Origin of the sequence: Paraburkholderia fungorum, assembly GCF_046027605.1 — a bacterium.
In the GTDB taxonomy this organism is placed as follows: domain Bacteria; phylum Pseudomonadota; class Gammaproteobacteria; order Burkholderiales; family Burkholderiaceae; genus Paraburkholderia; species Paraburkholderia fungorum_F.
Genome location: NZ_JAQQEF010000005.1, coordinates 14,417 through 33,047 on the forward strand (window position 1 = coordinate 14,417; position 18,631 = coordinate 33,047).

19 protein-coding genes are annotated in these 18,631 nt (G+C 60.1%); 2 read left to right on the top strand and 17 right to left on the bottom strand.

Annotated features, from left to right (window positions below):
• The first annotated feature begins 23 nt into the window (after window positions 1–23).
• Both PQR53_RS10535 and PQR53_RS10540 read left to right on the top strand, forming a co-directional pair.
• Entirely contained in the window at window positions 24–1,283 is a 1,260-nt protein-coding gene (locus PQR53_RS10535) for an acyl-CoA dehydrogenase family protein (RefSeq protein ID WP_408452874.1), read from the top strand.
• Window positions 1,284–1,402: 119 nt separating this feature from the next.
• Window positions 1,403–2,104 carry a glutathione binding-like protein gene (locus PQR53_RS10540; RefSeq protein ID WP_408452876.1) on the top strand — a complete coding sequence of 234 codons (702 nt, stop codon included), beginning with the start codon at window positions 1,403–1,405 and terminating at the stop codon, window positions 2,102–2,104.
• 149 nt (window positions 2,105–2,253) lie between these two features.
• Here PQR53_RS10540 and PQR53_RS10545 read toward each other — a convergent pair whose 3' ends face one another.
• The 17 genes from PQR53_RS10545 to nuoG all read right to left on the bottom strand — a co-directional run bounded on the left by PQR53_RS10545 (window position 2,254) and on the right by nuoG (window position 18,554).
• Window positions 2,254–2,730: a MaoC family dehydratase gene (locus PQR53_RS10545; RefSeq protein ID WP_408452879.1), complete on the bottom strand. Its 477-nt coding sequence runs from the start codon at window positions 2,728–2,730 to the stop codon at window positions 2,254–2,256.
• Entirely contained in the window at window positions 2,727–3,185 is a 459-nt protein-coding gene (locus PQR53_RS10550; RefSeq protein WP_408452882.1) for a MaoC family dehydratase, read from the bottom strand. Before PQR53_RS10550 ends, PQR53_RS10545 begins: the two co-directional genes overlap by 4 nt.
• Before the next feature lie 34 nt (window positions 3,186–3,219).
• The gene (locus PQR53_RS10555; RefSeq protein WP_408452885.1) at window positions 3,220–4,347 is read right to left on the bottom strand and encodes an acyl-CoA dehydrogenase family protein; all 1,128 of its coding nucleotides are present in this window, start codon (window positions 4,345–4,347) and stop codon (window positions 3,220–3,222) included.
• Between the two features lie 10 nt (window positions 4,348–4,357).
• Window positions 4,358–5,554, bottom strand: coding sequence for an acyl-CoA dehydrogenase family protein (locus tag PQR53_RS10560; RefSeq protein WP_408452887.1), 1,197 nt, complete (start codon window positions 5,552–5,554; stop codon window positions 4,358–4,360).
• Window positions 5,555–5,602: 48 nt separating this feature from the next.
• Entirely contained in the window at window positions 5,603–6,028 is a 426-nt protein-coding gene (locus PQR53_RS10565) for a DUF1178 family protein (protein ID WP_179741658.1), read from the bottom strand.
• A gap of 250 nt (window positions 6,029–6,278) precedes the next feature.
• Window positions 6,279–6,803 carry a helix-turn-helix transcriptional regulator gene (locus PQR53_RS10570; protein ID WP_408452890.1) on the bottom strand — a complete coding sequence of 175 codons (525 nt, stop codon included), beginning with the start codon at window positions 6,801–6,803 and terminating at the stop codon, window positions 6,279–6,281.
• 51 nt (window positions 6,804–6,854) lie between these two features.
• A complete protein-coding gene (locus tag PQR53_RS10575) occupies window positions 6,855–7,103 on the bottom strand; it encodes a hypothetical protein (RefSeq protein WP_408452892.1) in 249 nt (82 codons plus the stop codon).
• 334 nt (window positions 7,104–7,437) lie between these two features.
• The gene (locus PQR53_RS10580; protein WP_408452895.1) at window positions 7,438–8,022 is read right to left on the bottom strand and encodes an NUDIX domain-containing protein; all 585 of its coding nucleotides are present in this window, start codon (window positions 8,020–8,022) and stop codon (window positions 7,438–7,440) included.
• Window positions 8,023–8,064: 42 nt separating this feature from the next.
• Window positions 8,065–8,361, bottom strand: a complete 297-nt coding sequence (locus tag PQR53_RS10585; RefSeq protein ID WP_179741655.1) for a DUF2818 family protein — start codon at window positions 8,359–8,361, stop codon at window positions 8,065–8,067.
• On the bottom strand, window positions 8,361–9,833 hold the full coding sequence (gene nuoN, locus PQR53_RS10590; protein WP_093639649.1) for an NADH-quinone oxidoreductase subunit NuoN: 1,473 nt from the start codon (window positions 9,831–9,833) through the stop codon (window positions 8,361–8,363). The genes PQR53_RS10585 and nuoN overlap by 1 nt, the downstream gene beginning before the upstream one ends.
• Before the next feature lie 25 nt (window positions 9,834–9,858).
• A complete protein-coding gene (locus tag PQR53_RS10595) occupies window positions 9,859–11,349 on the bottom strand; it encodes an NADH-quinone oxidoreductase subunit M (RefSeq protein ID WP_179741653.1) in 1,491 nt (496 codons plus the stop codon).
• Between the two features lie 14 nt (window positions 11,350–11,363).
• Window positions 11,364–13,430, bottom strand: a complete 2,067-nt coding sequence (nuoL, locus tag PQR53_RS10600; RefSeq protein WP_408452897.1) for an NADH-quinone oxidoreductase subunit L — start codon at window positions 13,428–13,430, stop codon at window positions 11,364–11,366.
• 17 nt (window positions 13,431–13,447) lie between these two features.
• Window positions 13,448–13,753: an NADH-quinone oxidoreductase subunit NuoK gene (gene nuoK / locus PQR53_RS10605; protein ID WP_006052894.1), complete on the bottom strand. Its 306-nt coding sequence runs from the start codon at window positions 13,751–13,753 to the stop codon at window positions 13,448–13,450.
• A 20-nt stretch (window positions 13,754–13,773) separates the two neighbouring features.
• Window positions 13,774–14,460 (bottom strand): NADH-quinone oxidoreductase subunit J, encoded by a 687-nt coding sequence (locus PQR53_RS10610; protein WP_408452900.1) that lies wholly within the window; start codon window positions 14,458–14,460, stop codon window positions 13,774–13,776.
• Window positions 14,461–14,651: 191 nt separating this feature from the next.
• On the bottom strand, window positions 14,652–15,140 hold the full coding sequence (gene nuoI, locus PQR53_RS10615; protein ID WP_012432383.1) for an NADH-quinone oxidoreductase subunit NuoI: 489 nt from the start codon (window positions 15,138–15,140) through the stop codon (window positions 14,652–14,654).
• A gap of 15 nt (window positions 15,141–15,155) precedes the next feature.
• Entirely contained in the window at window positions 15,156–16,220 is a 1,065-nt protein-coding gene (gene nuoH, locus PQR53_RS10620) for an NADH-quinone oxidoreductase subunit NuoH (RefSeq protein WP_179741650.1), read from the bottom strand.
• Window positions 16,221–18,554 carry an NADH-quinone oxidoreductase subunit NuoG gene (nuoG, locus tag PQR53_RS10625; protein ID WP_179741649.1) on the bottom strand — a complete coding sequence of 778 codons (2,334 nt, stop codon included), beginning with the start codon at window positions 18,552–18,554 and terminating at the stop codon, window positions 16,221–16,223.
• Window positions 18,555–18,631: the final 77 nt, after the last annotated feature.

The window sequence follows — 18,631 nt, forward strand, 5'->3', positions numbered from 1 at the left end:
ATTCGTCATCCGCGAGGTCATATATGAATTTCGATTACACCCCGAAGGTTCAGGCGCTGCGCGAGAAACTGCTCGCCTTCTTTGACGAACACATCTATCCGAACGAGCAGGCGTTCTACGCCGAGATCGCGCGCAATCGCCAGAACGGCAACGCCTGGCTGCCGACTGAACTGATCGAGCAACTGAAACAGAAGGCGCGCGACGCCGGCTTGTGGAATCTGTTCCTGCCTGAATCGATCCGCGGCGCCGGTCTGACGAATCTTGAATACGCGCCGCTGTGCGAAATCATGGGCCGTGTACCCTGGGCGCCGGAAGTGTTCAACTGCAACGCGCCCGACACCGGCAACATGGAAACGATCGAGCGTTACGGCAGCGACGACAACAAGCGCGAATGGCTCGAACCGCTGCTGCAAGGCCACATCCGTTCGGCGTTTCTGATGACCGAGCCGGACGTGGCGTCGTCGGACGCGACCAATATTCAGACCAGCATCGTGCGCGATGGCGATTACTACGTGATCAACGGCCACAAGTGGTGGTCGTCCGGTGCGGGGGATCCGCGCTGCAAGGTCTACATCGTGATGGGCAAGACCGATCCTGAGGCGCCGCGCCATGCACAACAGTCGATGATTCTGGTCCCCGCCGACGCTACCGGCATCACCGTGCACCGCCCTCTCACCGTGTTCGGTTACGACGACGCGCCGCACGGCCACATGGAAATCACGCTCGAAAACGTGCGCGTGCCAGCCACCAACATGCTGCTCGGCGAAGGACGTGGTTTCGAAATCGCCCAAGGCCGCCTCGGACCGGGACGCATCCACCATTGCATGCGGTTGATCGGCCTCGCCGAGCGCGCGATTGAGTTGATGGCGAAGCGCTCGCTACAACGCGTGGCGTTCGGCAAGCCGGTCGCAGCGCAAGGCGTCACGCAGGAGCGTCTCGCCGAAGCACGCTGCATGATCGAGCAAGCGCGTCTGTTGACGTTGAAGACCGCATACATGATGGACACTGTCGGCAACAAGGGCGCGCGCGGCGAGATTGCGATGATCAAGGTGGTCGCGCCGAATATGGCGTGTCAGGTGATCGACTGGGCGATCCAGGCGCACGGCGGCGGCGGCGTCAGCGACGATTTTCCGCTGGCGTATGCGTATGCATCCGCACGGACCTTACGCTTCGCCGATGGCCCAGACGAAGTGCATCGCAACGCGATCGCAAAGCTCGAATTGGCGCGCTATATGGATGCGGAGGCCGCGGCTCGCGTGGAGACGCCGATTACGCGGGTTTGAGGTCGGGGACGAGGCGATCGCGCGAGTTCACGGCCAGCAGCATCGTCCGATCTGTGCTCTAATTTTCGTCGACTGCGGCGCCCTTGGTGGCGCCGCTTCCACGAAACGAAGGAGCCAGGATGATCGACGTCTATAGCTGGGCCACCCCGAACGGCCACAAGGTTCACATCATGCTCGAGGAGACCGGCCTCGCATACACCGCACATGCCGTGGATATCGGCGCGGGCGACCAGTTCAAACCCGAGTTCCTCGCTATTAGCCCGAACAACAAGATTCCGGCGATCGTCGATTCCGAGGGTCCCAAGGGTGCCGACGGCAAACCGTTCGCGCTATTCGAATCGGGCGCGATTCTGCTTTATCTCGCCGAAAAAACCGGCAAGTTCCTGCCGACCGATCCGGCCGCACGCTATGCAACACTTCAATGGCTGATGTTCCAGATGGGCGGATTAGGCCCCATGCTCGGGCAAACGCATCACTTCCGCATCTACGCGCCGGAGCCGATTGAATACGCGATCAATCGCTACACGAACGAAACGCGACGCCTCTATAGCGTAATGGATACACAACTCGGCAAGACGCAGTATCTGGCCGGCAACGATTACACGATCGCGGATATCGCCGCGTTTCCGTGGACCCGTTCGTGGCAAAACCAGGGGGTCGAACTCGATGCGCTTCCGAATGTGAAGCGCTGGCATGAAGAAATCGCCGCACGTCCGGCGGTCGTGCGCGGTGTCGAGGTGCTGGCGTCGGCCCGCAAGCCGCTTATGGACGATAAGGCCAAGGAAATGCTATTCGGTGCGACGCAGTACGCGAAGCGGTAATTTGCGGCCGTCCCGTGGCGTGGGTGTTCTTTCGCGTTGCAATGTGACCGCAGCGTCACTGTCAGCCGTACGTACGTCGATATGAAAAAGCGCGAGATGGCGTTACTGCCACTCGCGCTTTTTTGCCAACCGGGAGTTAGTCATCAGCGTTAGAAATAGTGCCGCGTGATAAATGCCGCAACACATACGGGCCGCTCACTACCCTGCCGCTCCAGCGTCACGTTCCACTCGACCTGCACACCCGCATTGTCGACGTCAGTGACGGATTCAACCGCGAACTGTGCCCGCAGTTGCGAACCGACCAGCACCGGCGACGTGAACCGCACGCGATTCAAGCCGTAATTGACGCCCATACGCTGCTCGAGCGCCACCGTCTGGTCGAGTAGCGCGGGAATCAGCGACAGCGTCATGAATCCATGCGCGACCGGACCGCCGAACGGCGACTCACGCCGCGCCCGCTCGGGGTCGACGTGAATCCATTGACGATCGCCGGTGGCCTCGGCGAAACGATCGACGCTCGCCTGATCGACCGTCAGCCAGTCGCTCACGAGCGGTTCAGCGCCAATCAGCGCGCGCAACGCCGCCGCATCGCCCAACGTAGCGGCAGGCAACGCGCTGCCCGTCACGACGCGGCCCCCGGATTGCGCAGTCCGAACAAAGCCTTGGAGCGTACCGTAATCACCATTTCGCCGTGCTGGTTGAAGCCTTCCCACTGCGTTGAAACGATGCCGCGATCCGGCTTGCTCTCCGACACGCGCTTGTCGAGTATGGCGTTCATCATCGTGATCGTGTCGCCGACGCGCACCGGCTTTAACCAGCGAATTTCGTCGATGCCGGGCGAGCCCATCGACGTGGAACCCGCGATCGCGTTGCGCACCAGCATGCCCATCATGACCGAACAGGTGTGCCAGCCGCTTGCGACCAGTCCGCGAAACGGGGACGCTGCGGCTGCAGCCTCGTCCAGATGAAACGGCTGCGGATCGAACTTCTCCGCGAACTCGACAATCTCTTCGCGCGTGAAAGTATGCTTGCCGATTTCGGTAGTCGTGCCGACTACCATGTCTTCATAACTCAGACCCATCGTCACACCTCTTTCTTCCGATTCGCCCGGCTGATCAAGCTTCGGCGATGACAAAGCCGGGCAGCGCGGCGAACCGCGCGAGATGGTGATCGACATCGCCCAACGTGGTTTCGATGATAGCAAGACGTTTGAACAGATGCGCCGCCGCGACTTCGTTCGTGACGCCCATGCCGCCGTGCAACTGGACCGCCTGCTGACCAACAAAGCGTGCGGCCTGACCCACTCGCGCTTTCGCGGCGGAGACCGCGCGACGACGTACGTCGGCATCTGCGCTCGTGTAACGCATGGCCGCGAGATAAGTGACCGACCGCGCCTGCTCGGCGTGAATCAGCATCTCGACCATGCGGTGCTGCAACGCCTGAAACCGTGCGATCGGCTGGCCGAACTGCTGGCGCGTTTTGGTGTATTCGACCGTTGCATGGTTCAACGCGTCGAGCGCGCCAACGGCTTCCGCACACAGCAATACCGTGCCGTAGTCCGCGATGTGTTCCAGGGCTGCGGCACCGGCGTGTTTGCCGGTGAGTTGGCGAGCCGGCGTACCGTTGAACTTGAGTGTCGCGGCGCGCTGGCCGTCGATTGTGCGGTAGTCGGTCACTGCAACGCTAGCCGCATCGTGAGCGACGACAAAGAGCGCGATCTCGCCATCGAGCCTCGCCGGCACGATCCAGTAATCCGCTTGCGCGCCGTGCAACACAACCGATTTCGTGCCAGTCAACGTCTGCTGATCGCGCTGCCCGTTCGCAACAGTTTCGACCTCGAACAGGTCGTAGCGCGCGTGCGGCTCGTGAAATGCCACTGCCAGCTTGATCTCGCCCTGAGCCGCACGTTCGAGCAGAGATGCGTCTTCGCCCTGCTGCGTGCCCGCCAGCCGCAGTGCCTCGATGCCCACTGCGGTCGCCCAATACGGCTCGATGACCAAAGCACGCCCGAGCTCCTGCATGACGACCAGCATATCGATCGGGCTGCCCTTGAAGCCACCGTGAGCTTCCGGCACCGGCAAAGCGGTCAGGCCGAGTTCGGCAAAGGCGGCCCAGTGCAGATCCGACACGCCGGCTTCCGATTGCACGATCGCCTGGCGCGCCTCGAACCCGTAACTCTTGTCCAGATAGCGGCGCAGCGCGTCAGCAAATTGCTGTTGTTCGTCGTTGAAAGTGAAGTCCATGCGCCGCTCCTCAAAGTCCCAGAATCATCTGCGCGATGATGTTCTTTTGAATTTCGTTCGAGCCGCCGTAAATCGACGTCTTGCGGAAGTTGAAGTAGTACGCGGCCAACGGCGCGGCGTCATCGTCACCGGCGAGGCTATGTTCGCGTTCGCCTTCGAGGAATGGCACGTCGAACGGTGCGGCGAGCGGCCCGATTGCTTCGACCATCAGTTCAGTCAGTGCTTGCTGCACTTCCGTGCCCTTGATCTTGAGCATGGACGCCTCGGGTCCCGGCCCACGTCCGCCGGTTTCATTGGCCACCACGCGTTGCACGGTGACTTCGAGCGCCATCAGTTCGATCTCGAGACTTGCGACTTTGGCGGCAAACACAGGATCCTGCAGCAACGGTTTGCCGTTCTTCTTCTGATCCAGCGCGAGGCGCTTCAGAAATACGAGTTCGCGCTTCGATTGACCGACACGAGCGATACCCGTGCGCTCGTGCCCAAGCAGGTACTTCGCGTAAGTCCAGCCACGGTTCTCTTCGCCGACCAGATTCTCGAAGGGCACCTTCACGTCCTCGAAGAAGACTTCGTTGACTTCGTGGTCTTCGTCGAGCGTGATGATTGGGCGCACGGTGATACCGGGCGTTTTCATGTCGATCAGCAGGAAGGAGATGCCCTCCTGCTTTTTCGCACCGCTGTCGGTGCGCACGAGGCAGAACATCATGTCGGCGTACTGGCCCAGCGTGGTCCAGGTTTTCTGGCCGTTGACCACATAGTGATCGCCGACGCGCTCGGCACGCGTGCGCAGTGAGGCCAGGTCGGAGCCGGAGCCAGGCTCGGAATAGCCCTGACACCACCAGTCTGTACCGTCGAGGATGCGCGGCAGATAGTGGCGCTTCTGCGCCTCATTGCCGTACTTCATCAGCACGGGCGCCACCATCGAGACGCCGAACGGCAGCACCGATGGCGCGCCGATACGCGCGCACTCTTCGTCCCATATATGCCGTTGGGTCGCGTCCCAGCCTGGGCCACCGTATTCCTTCGGCCACGCGATGACCGACCAGCCGCGCGTGCCGAGCAGCTTGTGCCAGCCAGCGAAGTCTTCACGGTTCAGACGTTTGTGGTTGAGTACCTTGTCGCTCAGCTCGCGAGGCAAATTCGCTTCGAGCCAGGCGCGGATGTCGGCGCGGAATGCGTCGTCAGCGGGGGAATAGTCCAGATTCATGCGTAGTGTCTCCTGGCCGCGACCGCCCGCCGCCAGTGAGCCACTGCGCTATTGCAGCGGTTCCTTCAAGGCAGCCGGGACCGGCAGCGGCATCACTTCGATGCCTTCTTCGACTAAGGCTTTCGCATCTTCCGGTGTCGTGACACCGCGAATATTGCGTGCCGGCGCTTCGTTGTAATGAATGCGCCGTGCTTCCTCAGCGAAGCGGTCGCCCACGTTCTCAGTCTTTTCCAGTACCTCACGCAAAGCACGCATCACACGCGCCTGCATATCCGCCGAGCCCGCAGGGACTTTCGTATCAGTCGCCCCCGACAGATTCAGTCGGGGCGCCGACGGCAAACGGCTCACTTCGTTCGCGCCGCAGATCGGACATTCGATGAGCTTGCGGGACTGCTGCGACTCGAAATCATCCGCCGAAGCGAACCAGCCTTCGAACCGATGGCCATGCGGACACTGTAAATCGAGGACCTTCATGTGGAATCAGGGCTTGCGTGCCAGTTTAGCGCAAAATGGAAATTTGTGAACGGTCGTTCGTAAATTTTTACGGACGGCGCATTGACGCCAGGCGTCGCCGACAAATCGAACGCGGTGCGCGATTTTAACGCTTTGCGCAACGGGCTGCCGAAGGTGGCTCAATCTGCGAACGGCACATCGAAAACCCGTAGATGAAAGAGCGCGCTGAACGTATGGCCCCCATGGTTTCGCGCTTGCCGCCGCGCACCTTTTAAGCCACAAGGGATTCGAGTCGGCGGTTAAGCCGTGGTTCGAGTTCGAGCGCCTCTTTGGCGAGGTTGATCTGCTTGGTCGATTTCGCGACATCGAACACGTCCGCCTTGATGTCATACCCGCCACGCGCGGTCAGCCAATCCAGGATGTCCGACAGATGCCATACCGACGCACTGCCCTCGTGAACCGGCGGTGGAAAATCAATGGCATGGCCCAGCATCAGCTTACGCATGTTTTGCCGTGACACGCCCGCCACCTCAGCGACATCCGTAAGGCCGACGAAATCCGGCCCCGCTTCGACAAGGCGTGCGGACGGCACGACCTGTTTGATATCTTTGAGTGCGCTGACAAGCGCTTCGAACGCTGACGCGCCCTCGCGTGCAAAGACCAGCGCGATGCGTCCTGGCTGCCCTACGCCGATCGTAGCGTCATCACATCCCGCTTCGCCCAGCCGCTCGACGATCTCGTCAAGATCGCAATCTTCAGCGGCAAGCCGGTACTTCAAGGTGAACACATATTCCATAAGCTACTCCTGCCTTCATTCAGCTTCGGGCTTTTTGCCCTTCGAACACGTTTACTGCCGACGCGCCGTGCAGTTGTCGACGATGCGCCTCAGGTGCCTTGCGTGATTGCCGGGATTCTTGGGAGTACTCCACACACTCGAAATGCAAAACTCACCGCAGCGACACCCCGCCTCGTTGTAAGGGCAGTACATCTTTCCCCACGCGTGACCTTTTCCGCCTCCCTGCACACACCAGCCGATTCTTTCCGCGTAAGCCAACGCGGCCTCGACTTCTTTCTTGGAATGGATTTCACGAACCATCTATACCCTCCAATTTAAGGTGTACGCGTCTGGTTGTCAAGTGACAACCAAAAAATACACGATCGCACTCGAAGCCATCTCATATCATTCGTTATCCAAAGTAAATGCGATAACAAACTCCGTTACCAGACATCGATACTAGAGCGGCAACGGACGGGGGGCGAGACTGTCAGATGGCATAGGACGAGAACCCATTTTTCAGACACGGGCTAACGCATTGAGTCGATATTCTGCCCGCAATGGCAAAGCCCCTGGCGGTCATGGACCAACAGGGGCTTTTTGCGGATTTTCCAGCCGGCGCGACTCGCGCCCGGTCTGCGTTCTAAACAGTGCGCTATTGCGGCTCGGCCATTGGCCAGGTACCCGACAACACCTTCTCCAGCCAGAACGTGCCAATGACGGTTTTCACATCGGTGATCTTGCCGGTGCGCACCCACTCGGACACATCGGCCACAGTCGCTGTGAACAGTTCGAGAAATTCGCCGTCGTCGAGTTTGCGCTCGCCGGCAGTCAACCCGCGCGCCAGGTAAATATCGATGAATTCCGTCGAATAGGAAATGATGGGATGAATGCGCGTCAGATAAACATACTCGCGCGCGGTATAGCCGGTCTCTTCCCGCAGCTCACGTTTCGCACAAGCCAGTGCGCCTTCGTTCGGATCGAGCTTGCCCGCCGGATATTCGACCATCACCTTGCCCATCGGATAACGGTACTGGCTTTCCAGCAACACACGGCCGTCGTCGAATAGCGGGATCACCATCACGGCGCCCGGATGCTGAACGTACTCGCGAGTAGCTTGCTTACCGTCCGGCAAGCGGACCGTATCGCATTTGAGCGTGAGGAACGGCCCTTGATGGATCGTTTCGCTCTCGATACAGGTCTCGGTGAGCGCGGCGTCGTGATCGGGAAGTTCAGCCATATGCGACCTCAGAACAGCTTGGTGCGCGACGGCGAGAGGCCGTCAGCGGCGTTTGACGAGATACTGGAAGGTAAAGCCGGGGAATGCGAACACGACGAACAACGCAAACGTGATCGCGTAGAACTGCCACCCCTGTTCGAACCGGTTACCCGCGCGTGCTTCCAGAAGAAACCCGAGCGCGCCGACCGCAAAGTACAGCACGATCAATTCGGCAATCCGGATCCAGCCGCTCTTCTTCGCCGCCTGCAACGGCACGGCGGCGAAGAGCCGTTGATTCAGGAACGGTAGGTTGGCGCCGACCAGCGCCAACAACACGATAAACCATCCCGCAGCCGACATCAGAGCAGCAGCGTGTGCTGGATAGCCTGCAGGCAGGCCTTCAACAGCGGATCCGGCACGATACCGAGCACCAGCACGGCAACACCATTGAGTGCCAGCAATGCACGCGTGCTCGTGTCGGCGAGGATCGGCGACTTGTCTTGCGGTTCGTCGAAGTACATCAGCTTGACGATACGCAGGTAGTAGAACGCGCCGAACAGCGACGTGATGACGGCCAACACGGTCAACCACGTCAACCCGGCATTCATGGTTGCCTGCAACACCGCGAGCTTGGCGTAGAAACCGACCGCAGGCGGAATGCCGGCGAGCGAGAACATCATCACCATCATGACGAAAGCGAACACCGGGCTACGTTGATTCAGGCCCTTGAAGTCTTCGAGCGTGTCCGCTTCGAAATCGCGGCGTGCCAGCAGCATGATGATGCCGAAGGTGCCCATCGTCGTAATCAGGTAGACGATGCTGTAGTACATCGCCGAGCCGTACGCGTTGGCGGCACCCGTGGTCTTGTGATCCACGACGCCAGCCAGCAGGCCCAGCAACACGAAGCCCATGTTCGAAATTGCCGAATACGCGAGCATCCGCTTGACGTTACGTTGCACGATACCGGTGATGTTGCCGACGATCAGCGACAGCGCAGCGAGGATGACAAGCATTTCCTGCCATTCAACCGCCAGCGGCAGCAGACCCATCACGAGGAAGCGCAGGCCCCACGCGAACGCCGCCACTTTCGGACCACCGCCGACCATCAGCGTCATTGCCGTGGGCGCGCCCTGATACACGTCGGGCACCCACATGTGGAACGGCACCGCACCCATCTTGAATGCCACGCCCGCCACGATGAAGATCACGCCGAACAGCAGCACGCTCGGATCGTAGTGGCTTGTGCCGATCGCCTTGAACACTTCGTTCAGATCGAGCGAACCGGTCGCACCGTAGAGCATCGAAATGCCGTACAGCAGGAAGCCGGAAGCCAGCGCGCCGAGCACGTAGTACTTCATCGCCGCTTCGTTCGAAGGCGCCGCATCGCGACGCAGTGCGATCGCACCGTACAGCGACAACGACATCAGTTCCAGACCAAGATACAGCGTCAGGAAGTTGTTGCCGGAGATCATCACCAGTTGGCCGAGCAAGGAGAACATGCCCAACAGGAAGAATTCGCCGCGGAACAAGCCGCGATCTTCGAGGTACCGGCGCGAATAAACGATCGACACCGCATAGCCGAGCGTCACCACCGCCTTCATCACACTGGCGAACGAATCCACCACATACATGTGACCGAAGAAGTAATGCACCTGCGGGTCGAACGCGTTCACCGCGAACCAGATGCCGGCAATCAGCGTCGAGAAGAACGCGATGAAATACGTGGTACGGCGACCGGCCTGGCCGACGAACGTGTCGTTGAGCCACGCGACGACAACGGCGAGCATCACCAGTGCGTCGGGCAACAGAGCAGTCATAGGGGCGTTTTGCATGATCTTTAAATTCCTCCGCTCTGCATTACTGTGGCAACGGCAGTTTGGACTGCGCGACGTGGGAGAGGAGGTTTTCCACGGATACGTGCATCACATCGGTAAAGGGCTTCGGATACAGGCCCATGAACAGCGTCAGTGCGGCGAGCACTGCCAGCATGAAAAATTCGCGGCGATTGATGTCGATGAGGCTCTTCACGTGATCGTTGGCAATCGCGCCGAAGTACACGCGCTTGTACATCCACAACGTGTAGGCCGCACCGAGAATCAGCGTGACAGCCGCACCGCCCGCGATCCAGAAGTTGTACTGGACAGCAGCCAGAATCACCATGAACTCGCCGACGAAACCGGAAGTACCCGGCAAGCCGCAATTGGCCATCGAGAACAGCATCACAAACGCCGCGAACTTCGGCATGACGTTCACGACGCCGCCGTAATCGGCGATCTGACGCGAGTGCATCCGGTCGTACAGCACACCGATGCTCAGGAACATCGCGCCCGACACGAACCCGTGCGAGATCATCTGCACGATCGCGCCTTCCATGCCGAGCTGATTGAAGATGAAGAAGCCGAGCGTCACGAAACCCATGTGCGCGATCGACGAATACGCAACCAGCTTCTTCATGTCGGCCTGCACCATCGCGACCAGACCGATGTAGATCACCGCGATGAGCGACAGCGTGATCACGACCGGTGCGAGGAAGTGGCTTGCGTCCGGTGCGATCGGCAGCGAGAAGCGCACGAAACCGTACGCGCCCAGCTTCAGCATGATCGCGGCCAGCACGACGGAGCCGCCGGTTGGCGCTTCCACGTGGGCATCAGGCAACCACGTGTGAACCGGCCACATCGGCACCTTCACGGCGAAGGCCATGAAGAACGCTATAAAGATCAATATCTGCGGCGTCATGCCGATCTGCGCGTTCTGCCATGTAGCCAGATCGAACGTGCCGGTTTCGATGTACAGGTACAGCAACGCGACCAGCATCAGCAGCGAACCCATCAGCGTGTACAGGAAGAACTTGAACGCCGCATACACGCGGTTCGCCCCACCCCACACGCCGATGATGATGTACATCGGAATCAGCGTTGCTTCGAAGAACACGTAGAACAGCATGCCGTCCGCTGCGCTGAACACGCCGACCATGATGCCGGACAGGATCAGGAACGAAGCGAGGTACTGTGCCACGTTCTTCGTGATGACTTCCCACGCGGCGATCACGACGATCACCGTAATCAATGCGGTCAACACGACGAACCACATCGAGATGCCGTCGACGCCCAGGTGGTACGTGATGTTAAAGCGCTCGATCCAGTTCGCCTTTTCGACGAACTGCAGATCGGCGGTGCTCGAATCAAAACCGGTAATCAGCGGGATCGTCACGATGAAGCTGACGACCGAGCCGATCAGCGCGATCCAGCGCGCCGGAGCCGGGTTCCGGTCAGAACCAATGGCGAGTACCAGCAGACCTACGAGGATCGGTAACCAGATCGCAATACTGAGAATCGGATAAGCGTGCATTAGTGTCCCTCGCCTTATTTGCCGCCGAGCGTTACAAACAGGGTCAGGAGCCCCAACATGCCGATAATCATGGCAAACGCGTAGTGGTAGATATAGCCGGATTGGAGGAAGCGGATCACGCCGGCAAACCAGCCAATAAAGCGTGCGCTACCGTTGACGATACCGTCGATAACCACGACGTCGCCTTCCTTCCAGAGACCACGGCCAATCGCCACAGCGCCCCGCGCAAACACGACGTCATTGATCTTGTCCATGTAGTACTTGTTGTCGAGCAGCGTGTAGATCGGACCCGCCGCGCGCTTGATGACAGCCGGCAGATCGGGACGAACCAGGTACAGGAACCACGCCACCACCACACCTGCGAGTGCCAGCCAAACCGGCAGACCCGAGACCGAGTGCAGACCCATCGACGCCCAGCCCTGGAATTCTTCAGCCATCTCATGCAGCGCCGGATGGTTTTCGCCGATGAAAATCACCTTGTCGAACGCCACGCCGTGCTGGAAGAAGTCGCCGAACAACATCGGACCGATACCGATCGCACCGATCACCACCGACGGAATCGCCAGCAGCACCAGCGGCAGCCACACCACCCACGGCGTTTCATGCGGCTCGTGTGCGTGGTCGTCGTGACCATGGCCGTGTGCGTCATGGCCGTGACCGTCATGCGCATGCGCGGCCGCTTCGATGCCCATCGGCGAATCCGGATGCTTCGGATCGCGGAAGCGCTCCTTGCCGTGGAACACCATGAAGTACATACGGAACGAATACAGCGCCGTAACGAACACGCTCGCCACCACAGCGAAGTACGCGAAACCCGAACCCGGCAGATGCGACAGTTTGACTGCGTCGATGATCGAATCTTTCGAGTAGAAGCCCGAGAAGAACGGCGTACCGATCAATGCCAGCGAACCGATCAGCGACGTGATCCACGTGATCGGCATGTATTTACGCAGGCCGCCCATGTTGCGCATGTCCTGGTCGTGGTGCATGCCGATGATCACGGAACCCGCGCCGAGGAACAGCAGTGCCTTGAAGAACGCGTGCGTCGTGAGGTGGAACACGGCGACCGGGTAGGCCGACACGCCAAGCGCGACCGTCATGTAACCGAGCTGCGACAGCGTGGAGTAAGCCACCACGCGCTTGATGTCGTTCTGGACAATCCCGAGGAAGCCCATGAACAACGCTGTAATCGCACCGATGATCGTGATGAACGACAGCGCCGTATCCGACAGTTCGAACAGCGGCGACATGCGCGTAACCATGAAGATACCGGCCGTCACCATGGTTGCCGCGTGAATCAGTGCGGAAATCGGCGTCGGGCCTTCCATCGAATCCGGCAGCCAGACGTGCAGCGGGAACTGCGCCGACTTACCCATCGCGCCGATGAAGAGGCAAATGCAGGCGACCGTCAGCAGACCCCAGTCCGTACCCGGGAAGGTCAATGCCGCGAGTTCGGTGCGCTTCGCGAACACATCACCGTAGTTCATCGAACCAGCGAACGCGAACAGCAGACCGATACCGAGCAGGAACCCGAAGTCGCCGATACGGTTCACGATGAACGCTTTCATGTTCGCGTAGATCGCCGTCGGACGCGTGAAGTAGAAGCCGATCAGCAGGTACGACACCAGACCCACCGCTTCCCAACCGAAGAACAGTTGCAGGAAGTTGTTGCTCATCACGAGCATCAGCATCGAGAACGTGAACAGCGAGATGTACGAGAAGAAGCGCTGGTAGCCGTCGTCGTCGGCCATGTAGCCGATCGTGTAGATGTGCACCATCAGCGACACGAAGGTCACCACGCACATCATCATCGCCGTCAGCGAGTCGACCAGGAAACCGATCTCGAACTTCGTCTTGCCGATCGTCATCCATTCATAAACGGTCGCGTTGAAGCTCGCGCCGTTCAGCACGTCGAAAAACACGATGGCCGAAAGGATGAAGGAGATCGCGACGCCGAGGATCGTGACCGAATGCGCACCGGCTCGCCCTACCGCCTTCCCGAACAGCCCCGCAATCAGGCAGCCGGCCAGCGGTGCCAGCGGGATCGCCAGCAGCAGGTTTTCATTGAGTATCGTTGACATAGCCGCTTTACCTGAAATTAACCTTTGAGCTGATCGAGATCCTCGACATTGATCGTGTCGAGACTACGGAACAGGGTCACCAGAATTGCGAGGCCGATCGCCGCTTCCGCCGCTGCAACCGTCAGCACGAAGAAGACGAAGATCTGGCCATGCACGTCGCCGAGATAATGCGAGAACGCGACAAAATTGGTGTTCACCGCCAGCAGCATCAGTTCGATCGCCATCAGGATGATGATGACGTTGCGACGGTTCAGGAAAATGCCGACGATGCTGATCGCAAACAGGATCGCGCCGAGGACAAGGTAATGAGCAAGGGTCAACATGATTTCTATCTCCTGTCCGCTCAGCTGTTCTTAGCGGGTGCCGAGTCGGCCGCTGCTGCCGCTGCGGCGGCTTCTTCCGCCGCGACGGTCGCCGCGGTCTTTTCTGATGCCATCTTCACGATGCGCACGCGGTCTTGAGCACGTACCTTGACCTGCTCGCTGACGTTCTGGCGCTTGCTATCTTTCTTGTGGCTCGTGGTCAGCGCAATCGCCGCGATGATCGCCACCAGCAGCACGAGGCCCGCGACTTCGAAGGCGAAGATGTAGTCGGTGTAGATGATCTTGCCGATCAGGCGGGTGTTCGACCAGTCGGCCATACCGTTCGCGGCAGCCGTGGTGTCACGCAGTGCCGTGGCGGTCGCGCCGTAGCCGTGCCACAGGATCAGTGCGGTTTCGATCACGATGATCGCACCCACCACCGTGGCCATTGGCACAAAGCGTTTGAAGTCTTTGCGCAGCACGTCGATGTTGATGTCCAGCATCATCACGACGAACAGGAACAGCACCATCACCGCGCCGACATACACCAGCACCAGCAGGATCGCGAGGAACTCGGCCTGTAGCAGCATCCAGATCGCGGCTGCGTTGAAGAACGCCAGCACTAGAAACAGTGCGGACGAAACCGGGTTACGCGAGGTGATCACCTTCAGCCCTGAAACCACCAGGAGCAGCGCGAAGATGTAGAACAGTACGGTCGTGAATTCCATGATTACCGGTTCATCGTTAGGCCATCGTCAGGCATTGTTCTTTGGCACGTGGCGGGCAAAAGCGGCCGAAACCGCCAGAACAACCGCACAGGTGCGCCGTGCCGCGGCGCTCAGGCCGCGGCGCTCGGCCCGACAACAGGCCGTGTTACTGCTGCATTTACTGCCGCATTTACCGCTTTAACAGAAGCGCTTCAACGATACGGTGCGTCGGCTGCCTTGTTCGCGGCGATCTCCGCTTCGTAGCGATCGCCCACGGCCAGCAGCATGTCTTTCGTGAAATACAGGTCGCCGCGCTTTTCGCCGTGATATTCGAGAATGTGCGTCTCGACAATCGAATCGACCGGACAGCTTTCTTCGCAGAAACCGCAGAAGATGCACTTGGTCAGGTCGATGTCGTAGCGCGTCGTGCGGCGCGTATTGTCCGCACGGGTTTCCGATTCGATCGTGATGGCGAGCGCCGGGCACACCGCTTCGCACAGCTTGCAGGCGATGCAGCGTTCTTCGCCGTTTTCATAGCGGCGCAGCGCATGCAGCCCGCGGAAACGTGGCGAAATCGGAGTCTTCTCTTCAGGGAACTGCACCGTCACCTTGCGCTGGAACGTGTAACGTCCGGTCAGCGCGAGGCCTTTGAGCAATTCCGTCAGGAAGAAGGTCTTGAAAAAGTTTTGGATTGCGGTCATGGGTTCATCCGCCCTTTATTTCCAGATATTCAACGGCGACATGATCCAGAAGCCGACCACCACCAGCCACACCACGCAGACCGGAATGAAAATCTTCCAGCCCAGACGCATGATCTGGTCATAGCGATAGCGCGGGAATGTGGCACGCGCCCAGATGAACACCGACAACAGGAAGAAAACCTTCAGCACCAGCCAGAAGACGCCGGGGATAAACGACAGGAAGCCGAATGGTGCGCTCCAGCCGCCGAGGAACAGCGTTGCAGCCAATGCCGAGATCACGATCATGTTGATGTACTCGGCGAGGAAGAACAGCGCGAACGCCATCCCCGAGTAATCGATCATGTGGCCCGCGACGATTTCCGACTCCCCTTCCACCACGTCGAACGGGTGACGGTTCGTTTCGGCGATGCCCGAGATAAAGTACACGACGAACATCGGCAACAGCGGCAGCCAGTTCCACGACAGGAAGGTCAAGCCGTAGCCCGCGAAAATGCCGCGCTCCTGCGAAGTCACGATGTCCGACAAATTCAGGCTGCCCGCGGTCATCAGCACGACGACGAGCGCGAAGCCCATTGAAATTTCGTACGAGACCATCTGCGCCGCGGCGCGCATGGCGCCGAGGAATGCGTACTTCGAATTCGACGCCCAGCCGGCCAGGATCACGCCGTACACGCCAACCGACGAAATCGCGATCGCATACAACAGACCCGCGTTGATGTCGCCGAGCACCGCACCCGCCTGGAACGGAATCACCGCCCAGACCGCGAAGGCCGGCACCACCACCATGATCGGCGCAATCATGTAGATCCAGCGGCTAGCCTGGGCCGGTTGAATCACTTCTTTCAGCAACAACTTCAGCACGTCGGCGATCGGCTGCAGCAAACCTGCGGGGCCGACGCGGTTCGGACCCAGACGCACGTGCATCCAGCCGATCAGCTTACGCTCCCACAGAATCAGGTAAGCCACGCACAGCAGGATCACGACGGCCACCACCAGGATGCGTACCAGTGCCCACACCGTGGGCCATGCCACACCGAGAAGCTGGGTGCCGCCCGAGTTGATCGTATCGAACAAGCTCATTTACGCCTTCTCCACCAGCAGTTCACCGAACAGGCTGCCCAGCGCTGCACCGGCAGGCGTAGCCGCCGATACGCGGACGACTGTCTCCGCAAGATTCGCGTCGCGCACGGCCGGCAACTGCACCGATTGCTCGCCCTGGCGCACGCGCACTGCGTCGCCTTCCTTCAAACCCAGTTTGTCGAACAGCCCAGCCGGCAGGCCGGCCGAATTCGCTGCGCGTGCCGCCGCCGTCAGATGCAGCGACTCAGCGCGACGCACCAGCGAGTCGGCGTGGTAGATCGGCACGTCGGCGATACGCTCGAACTTGCCTTCCGCCGCCTTCGCTGCCTTGCCGCGTGCAACCGCGACGCCCGTCCTGTTCGACAGACGCGACGTCAACTCGCCATCGCCGAGGGCTGCCGTGCGCACTTCTTCCGACGTGTCGAATTCGAAGCCCGGCGCGCCGAGCAGGCTGCCCAGCACGCGCAACACCTTCCATGCCGGACGCGTGTCGCCGAGCGGACGCACGACGCCGTTGAACGTCTGCACCGTCCCTTCGGCGTTGACGAACGTGCCGGCCGTTTCCGTGAACGGTGCGATCGGCAGCAGCACGTCTGCGTAATCAGCGCCCGTCTGGAACGGCGACATCACGACAACCATTTCAGCCTGGTTTAGCGCGGCCAAAGCCTGCGCCGGATTGGCCGTGTCGAACTCGGGTTCGACGTTCAGCAGCACATAACCCTTGCGCGGTTGTTCGAACACTTCGCGAGCATTCAGGCCACCCTCGCCCGGCAATGCGTTCACGAGATGCGCGCCGACCGTGTTGGCGCCTTCCGTGAGGAAACCCAGCGTTGCACCGGTCGCCTCTGCGATCCATTGCGCCGCTGCGTGAATCAGGGTGAAATCCGGATGACGGACCGCGCCGTTGCCGAGCAACACCACGCGGTGTTCGCCGGTGGCGAGCGACTTCGCAACCTGTTTGTTAGCGTCTGTCGGTTGCGTGCCGGCAAAGGCTTCCGGCAGTGCTACACCGTTCGCTTCCGAGACCGCGCCAGCGATGCCTGCCAACGCGTCGAGCCATGCCGACGGTGCGGCAACCACGCGTTGCGCCTGCGGAATCATCGCGTCGTCGTTCGTGGCTTGCACGAGCGTGAGCTTCGTGCCGCTCTTGGCGGCTTGACGCAGACGCGCGGCGAACAGCGGATGATCGCGGCGCAAATCCGAACCAATTACCAATGCGGCGTCGACATTCGACAGATCGGCGATCGTCGTGCCGAGCCACGGCGCACCGTTGAGCGGAGCGGAGAAGTCCGACTGACGCAGACGGAAGTCGACGTTCGGCGTGCCGACCGCGCTCGCCAGTTGCTTCAACAGGAACAGTTCTTCGACGGTGCTGTGGACGCTGCCGAGAGCGGCCAGCGCGTTCGCGCCATGGTCGCCCTTGATACCCTTCAGTCCCTTGACCACGTATTCAAGTGCGCTTTGCCAGTCGGTCTCGACCCACTTGCCGCCTTGCTTGAGCATCGGCTGCGTGAGACGTTCCGGGCTGTTCAGGCTTTCGTACGAGAAGCGGTCCTTGTCCGAAATCCAGCATTCGTTGATGGATTCGTTTTCGAACGGCAGAACACGCATCACGCGGTTGTTCTTGACTTGCACCACGAGGTTCGCGCCGACGGAATCGTGCGGGCTCACCGACTTGCGGCGCGACAGCTCCCACGTGCGGGCGCTGTAACGGAATGGCTTGCTGGTCAGCGCGCCGACCGGGCACAGATCGATCATGTTGCCCGACAGTTCCGAATCCACCGTCTTGCCGACGAACGACGTGATTTCCGAATGCTCGCCGCGGCCCAGCATGCCGAGCTCCATCACGCCGGCGACTTCCTGGCCGAAGCGGACACAACGCGTGCAGTGGATGCAACGCGACATTTCTTCCATCGAGATCAGCGGGCCGACGTTCTTGTGGAACACCACGCGCTTTTCTTCGCTATAGCGCGACGCCGACTTGCCGTAGCCCACGGCCAGATCCTGCAACTGACACTCGCCGCCCTGATCGCAGATCGGGCAATCCAGCGGGTGGTTGATCAGCAGAAATTCCATCACGGCTTGCTGACCCTTCACTGCCTTATCGGACTTGGTGCGCACGATCATGCCCGCCGACACCGGCGTGGCGCATGCAGGCACGGCCTTCGGCATCTTTTCGACATCGACCAGACACATCCGGCAGTTGGCCGCAATCGACAGCTTCTTGTGATAGCAGAAGTGAGGAATATACGTGTCGACCTTATGCGCAGCCTGGATCACCATGCTGCCTTCAGGCACCTCTACTTTCTTGCCGTCTATTTCAAGTTCAACCATGATGGTCAATCTTCCTTAACCTGTTACCGCTCAATCGTTCGCCCTGTTCATCGCCCATTTCAGGCGGTGAATCCCGC

What these genes read in the sequence shown, in the direction of transcription:
- PQR53_RS10535 (WP_408452874.1), top strand. Translation starts at nt 24, where the DNA reads ATGAATTTCGATTACACCCCGAAGGTTCAGGCGCTGCGCGAGAAACTG.
- PQR53_RS10540 (WP_408452876.1), top strand. Translation starts at nt 1,403, where the DNA reads ATGATCGACGTCTATAGCTGGGCCACCCCGAACGGCCACAAGGTTCAC.
- PQR53_RS10550 (WP_408452882.1), bottom strand. Translation starts at nt 3,185, where the DNA reads ATGGGTCTGAGTTATGAAGACATGGTAGTCGGCACGACTACCGAAATC.
- PQR53_RS10555 (WP_408452885.1), bottom strand. Translation starts at nt 4,347, where the DNA reads ATGGACTTCACTTTCAACGACGAACAACAGCAATTTGCTGACGCGCTG.
- PQR53_RS10560 (WP_408452887.1), bottom strand. Translation starts at nt 5,554, where the DNA reads ATGAATCTGGACTATTCCCCCGCTGACGACGCATTCCGCGCCGACATC.
- PQR53_RS10565 (WP_179741658.1), bottom strand. Translation starts at nt 6,028, where the DNA reads ATGAAGGTCCTCGATTTACAGTGTCCGCATGGCCATCGGTTCGAAGGC.
- PQR53_RS10570 (WP_408452890.1), bottom strand. Translation starts at nt 6,803, where the DNA reads ATGGAATATGTGTTCACCTTGAAGTACCGGCTTGCCGCTGAAGATTGC.
- PQR53_RS10575 (WP_408452892.1), bottom strand. Translation starts at nt 7,103, where the DNA reads ATGGTTCGTGAAATCCATTCCAAGAAAGAAGTCGAGGCCGCGTTGGCT.
- PQR53_RS10580 (WP_408452895.1), bottom strand. Translation starts at nt 8,022, where the DNA reads ATGGCTGAACTTCCCGATCACGACGCCGCGCTCACCGAGACCTGTATC.
- PQR53_RS10585 (WP_179741655.1), bottom strand. Translation starts at nt 8,361, where the DNA reads ATGTCGGCTGCGGGATGGTTTATCGTGTTGTTGGCGCTGGTCGGCGCC.
- nuoN (WP_093639649.1), bottom strand. Translation starts at nt 9,833, where the DNA reads ATGCAAAACGCCCCTATGACTGCTCTGTTGCCCGACGCACTGGTGATG.
- PQR53_RS10595 (WP_179741653.1), bottom strand. Translation starts at nt 11,349, where the DNA reads ATGCACGCTTATCCGATTCTCAGTATTGCGATCTGGTTACCGATCCTC.
- nuoL (WP_408452897.1), bottom strand. Translation starts at nt 13,430, where the DNA reads ATGTCAACGATACTCAATGAAAACCTGCTGCTGGCGATCCCGCTGGCA.
- nuoK (WP_006052894.1), bottom strand. Translation starts at nt 13,753, where the DNA reads ATGTTGACCCTTGCTCATTACCTTGTCCTCGGCGCGATCCTGTTTGCG.
- PQR53_RS10610 (WP_408452900.1), bottom strand. Translation starts at nt 14,460, where the DNA reads ATGGAATTCACGACCGTACTGTTCTACATCTTCGCGCTGCTCCTGGTG.
- nuoI (WP_012432383.1), bottom strand. Translation starts at nt 15,140, where the DNA reads ATGACCGCAATCCAAAACTTTTTCAAGACCTTCTTCCTGACGGAATTG.
- nuoH (WP_179741650.1), bottom strand. Translation starts at nt 16,220, where the DNA reads ATGAGCTTGTTCGATACGATCAACTCGGGCGGCACCCAGCTTCTCGGT.
- nuoG (WP_179741649.1), bottom strand. Translation starts at nt 18,554, where the DNA reads ATGGTTGAACTTGAAATAGACGGCAAGAAAGTAGAGGTGCCTGAAGGC.